General features: G+C 51.6%; 3 protein-coding genes and 1 tRNA gene. All 4 read left to right on the forward strand.

The genetic code is table 11. The features are described from left to right. A partial coding sequence (locus ACPLUI_RS12245) for an acyl-CoA dehydrogenase family protein (protein WP_424660539.1) occupies positions 1–739 on the forward strand: 739 nt, incomplete at its 5' end. A gap of 12 nt (positions 740–751) precedes the next feature. Beyond that, positions 752–2407 carry an acyl-CoA synthetase gene (locus ACPLUI_RS12250; RefSeq protein WP_424660540.1) on the forward strand — a complete coding sequence of 552 codons (1656 nt, stop codon included), beginning with the start codon at positions 752–754 and terminating at the stop codon, positions 2405–2407. A gap of 39 nt (positions 2408–2446) precedes the next feature. Further along, positions 2447–3304 (forward strand): 3-hydroxybutyryl-CoA dehydrogenase, encoded by an 858-nt coding sequence (locus ACPLUI_RS12255; protein WP_424660541.1) that lies wholly within the window; start codon positions 2447–2449, stop codon positions 3302–3304. 291 nt (positions 3305–3595) lie between these two features. Further along, a tRNA-Cys gene (locus ACPLUI_RS12260) sits at positions 3596–3692 on the forward strand. The last annotated feature ends 239 nt before the right edge of the window (positions 3693–3931 follow it).

A 3931-nucleotide genomic window follows, 5' to 3' on the forward strand; every position in this document is an offset into this window, starting at 1 on the left:
GGGAGACAGGTACCTGCTTTCAGGGCAGAAGTGTTTCATCACCAACGGCGGTATAGCCGATGTTTACACTGTTTTTGCCAGCACGGACCCGGCCCGGGGCTTGAAGGGTCTTTCAGCTTTCATTGTGGAAAAGGATTATCCCGGTTTCTCGGTTGGTAAGAAAGAAAAGAAAATGGGGGTGAGGGGTTCTCCCACCACGGAGCTCATTTTTGAAGATTGCCCCGTGCCAGTGGCAAATCTACTGGGGAAGGAGGGGGATGGATTCAAGATTGCCATGATGACCCTGGACCGCACCCGCCCGGTAATTGGTGCCCAGGCGGTGGGCATTGCCCAGGGGGCGCTGGATTATGCCGTCGATTACACCCGGGAGCGGGTGCAATTCGGCAGGCCGGTTGCTTCCTTTCAGGGACTGCAATTCATGATGGCCGACATGGCCACCAGAGTGGAAGCAGCACGCCAGCTGGTTTACAGAGCGGCCTTTTTCATCGAAAATGCTGCCGAGCTGGGAGCTTCCGCCGGCGAAATAAGCCGGCTGTCGTCCATGAGCAAGCTTTTCGCCTCTGATGTAGCCATGCAGGTGACCGTGGATGCGGTGCAACTTCTCGGAGGTTACGGCTACATGCGGGAGTACCCTCTGGAGCGTATGATGCGCGACGCCAAGATCACCCAGATTTATGAGGGAACCAACCAGATTCAGCGGCTGGTAATCGCCCGGAGTCTGCTGGAAAAAGAAAAATAGGGGGTATTAAACATGTCCGCCCTGGCTCCTTTAACCGAAGCCGAAAGACAAAAGTATATGGTCATTACGGAAGAAAATCTGGAGTTCCTCCGCAGGCGTTACAACAAAGTGAGCCGTTGGGTTATTGCCGACATGGTGCGGCGTAGTGCTTATCGCTATCCGGACAAACCTGCTCTTATCTTTGGAGACAGGACTCTTACCTACGCCCAGCTGGAATCCGAGTGCAACAGAGTAGCTAATGCATTGATTGATTTGGGGATTAAAAAATACGATAGGGTGGCCATTTTGGCCCATAATACCATCCATCATGTGATAACCTGGTTGGGCACCGCCAAGGCAGGTGGTATTTACCTGGCCATTAACTACCTGTTACGGGGCAAGGAAATCAGCTTCTGTATCAACCACTCGGAGAGCAAGGTTTTTATCATTGAGGACTCACTATATGATATTGTTAAAGATGTTCTGGACGATATGCCCGGAGTTAAGACGCTGATCTGGTCCAACCAGGGACAGGGGAGGAATGCTCCTGAAAAGTTTTTAGAATTTGATGACTGGTACGGCCGGTACTCTGCTGATGAGCCGGATGTGCAGCTGCGCATTGAGGATCCGGTCCAGATGACCTATACGAGCGGGACGGAAACGTTACCCAAAGGTGTGATTCTGACCAATCAATCCCTTATATCCCAGTATGTAGGATGCATAGTTGACGGTGAATATACACCTGATGATATTAATGTTAATGCTATGCCCATATTTCATTGTGCTCAAAGGGATGTTTTTTTGAACCCTATTTTCATGGTCGGGGGTACCAATGTCCTCCTTCCGCAACCTAACCCGGTCGAGATTATGGCAGCCGTTGAAAAATACCGGGCCACCATGTTTTTCGCAGCACCGACGGTTTGGATTGCCCTGTTGCGGCACCCGGACCTGGAACGGCATGACCTGGGTTCTCTGGCTAAAGGTTACTATGGGGCTTCCATTATGCCGGTTGAAGTGCTCAAGGAATTGCAGCAGCGTTTTCCCAATTGCCATCGTTTTTACAATTACTATGGCCAGACAGAGCTGAGTCCCTATCACACCATTTTGAAACCGGCCTTTCAGTTCAGCAAGCCCGGTTCTGCCGGTCGTGGCGGCCTGAACATGGAAACCCGTATTGAGGATGAAAACCATAATCCCATATCCGCTCCGGGTATACCGGGAGAAATTTGTGGTCGGGGTCCCCATGTTATGCTGATGTATTTTAAGGAGCCGGATAAAACTGAAGAAGCTCTGGCTCACGGCTGGTTCCACAGCGGTGACATCGGAGTACTGGATGAGGATAATTTTATTACCGTCGTTGATCGTAAAAAGGATATGGTTAAAACTGGCGGAGAGAATGTTTCCAGCCGGGAAGTGGAAGAGGTTATTTACCGGCATCCGGCAGTTTCAGAAGTAGCAGTAATCGGCTTGCCCCATGAAAAGTGGGTGGAGGCCGTTGCGGCCGTTGTAGTTTTGAAATCGGGCTACACTGCTACGGAAGAAGAAATCATTGCCCTTTGTCGAGCACATCTGGCTCCCTTTAAGGTGCCCAAAGGGGTACTCTTTGTCGACCAGTTGCCCAAAACTCCCAGTGGGAAGATACTTAAGCGGGACCTGCGTTCCATTTACAGCAATTTCTTCAACAGTTAATCTTATGTTAATCATTGAATTAATGGTCTAAATGGGGTGATGATTGTGAAAATTGAAACCATTGCCGTTATCGGAGCCGGTACGATGGGGGCCGGTATAGCCCAGGTAGCAGCCACGGCTGGCTACCGGGTGATTTTATCCGATGTCAATGAAGAATTTGTGCAGGGCGGGCTGGGCCGTATCCGCTCCAGCCTTGAGCGCCTGGCGGCCAGGGGGAAGCTGGAGGGACAGGATGTATCGTCCATTATGGGAAGGCTTACTCCTGCCGTCGGGCTGGCCGGGTTGGAAAAGGTCGACCTGGTATTTGAAGCCATTATCGAAAACATGGAACAAAAGAAGGCTCTTTACCGGGAACTGGACGGCACCTGCCGCCCGGAAACCGTCTTTTGTTCCAATACCTCCGGGCTTTCCATTACGGAGATGGCTTCCGTCACCCGCCGGGCAGATAAATTCGTGGGAACCCATTTCTTTAACCCCGTGCCGGTCATGCAGCTGGTGGAGCTGATCCGCGGCGAACAAACCAGCGATGAAACCTATAACATTGCCCGGGAAGTGTGTGAGCGGATGGGCAAAACCGTCATCACGGTTAAGGAAGCCCCCCTGTTTGTGGTCAACCGCATTCTGGTTCCCATGATTAACGAGGCTATTTTTGTGCTGCAGGAAGGCATCGCTTCGGCCGAAGACATCGATAAGGGGATGAAATTGGGTGCCAACCACCCCATCGGCCCGCTGGCTTTAGCGGACTTGATCGGGCTTGATGTGCTGCTGATGGTCATGGATACCCTCTACCAGGAAACCTGCGACTCCAAGTACCGCCCGGCACCCCTTCTCAGAAAGCTGGTGAGGGCAGGATATCTGGGACGAAAGACCGGTCGAGGTTTCTATCAATATCAGTAAGGATTTTTAGGTGATTTTTACGGGCGGGTGGCCAAGTGGTGGCTGCCGGACCGCATATAATTTATTGACAAGGTTCCGAAAACCAGCGCGGGGGAAATTAATAAAAAGGCTTTGCGACAAGATTTTCCCGGATCAACAATTTGGTGCCTGTCAAATCTTGTCAGAGTCTGCCGGTACCATGCGGCAGGCTTTTTCGTTATTTTTCACTTTTATTGAGACCTGCCATGTCATAGAAAAATTAAATGAGATATATAGAAGGATTTTATGGGTCTATGGAGAAAATTAAAAAACGGGGAGAGCGGGGCTGGTGCCCCCCGCGGGCTGCAAACCCGTTGGCCGGTCAGCGACCCTGGCTGGAGTCCGGTTCGATTCCGACCTCTCCCCTCCACAAACCATTGAAAACGCTGGATTTCCGCTTGACGTATTCTAAATGGTGAAGCACGTGCTAACAGGTGCATCCTTGGTGCACTGGGAGGGAGCGAAATATTCTGGTTGTGCGGTCAACACGCTTCGGTGGCCAGCAGTTCGGCCACCCTTTTTTTAATTTCATCCCGGACGGCCCGGAATTTGGCCATAATTTCCTCTTCCGTGCCTGTAGCCCGGGCCGGGTCCTCCAGGGGCCAGTGG

The organism is Desulfofundulus sp. (genome assembly GCF_049701015.1).
Taxonomy (GTDB): Bacteria; Bacillota; Desulfotomaculia; order Desulfotomaculales; family Desulfovirgulaceae; genus Desulfofundulus.

Coding starts and splice junctions, on each gene's coding strand:
- ACPLUI_RS12250 (WP_424660540.1), top strand. CDS start 752: ATGTCCGCCCTGGCTCCTTTAACCGAAGCCGAAAGACAAAAGTATATG.
- ACPLUI_RS12255 (WP_424660541.1), top strand. CDS start 2,447: ATGATTGTGAAAATTGAAACCATTGCCGTTATCGGAGCCGGTACGATG.